Source organism: Streptomyces sp. NH27, assembly GCF_056859195.1.
Window position 1 is genome coordinate 1 of record NZ_JACEGK010001069.1, and the last position, 521, is coordinate 521.

Here is a 521-nt window from a genome sequence, read left to right on the forward strand (position 1 = left end):
GGAGAGGAGAACGCGTGCGCGCGGTCGGTTTCGACGTCATCGGCGGTCCAGAGGTGCTCAACCCGGTGGAGCTGCCCGCCCCCGTGCCCGGCCCCGGTCAACTCCTGGTCCGGGTCGCGTACGCGGGTGTCAACCACGACGAGATGCGGCACCGGCTGGGGGACTTCGGGACACCGCGGCACACCACCGTGCCCGGCTTCGAGGTATCCGGCGAGGTCGCGGCGGTCGGCCCGGGTGTGACCGGTCTCACGGTCGGCGAACAGGTCGCCGCCTACCGCCCCGACGGCGGCGGCTACGCCGACTACGCCCTCGCCCCCGCGGACTTCGCCTTCCCGCTCGACGGGATATCGCTGCGCGACGGCGGTGGCGCGGGCCTCACCCTCACCGCCGCGTACGGCATCCTCGCCGGCGCCGCCCGGCTCGCCGCGGGCGACACCGTGCTGATCCACGCCGCCGCCGGCGGCATCGGCTCGGCCGCCGCGCAGATCGCCCGCGCCCTGGGTGCCGCCGCGGTCTACGGC

General features: G+C 76.0%; 1 protein-coding gene. It reads left to right on the top strand.

What is annotated here, in order from left to right; all coding sequences use genetic code 11:
• Positions 1-14: 14 nt before the first annotated feature.
• Positions 15-521 (top strand): alcohol dehydrogenase catalytic domain-containing protein (locus AC13HU_RS38055; RefSeq protein WP_483046561.1); only part of this gene is annotated, 507 nt, incomplete at its 3' end.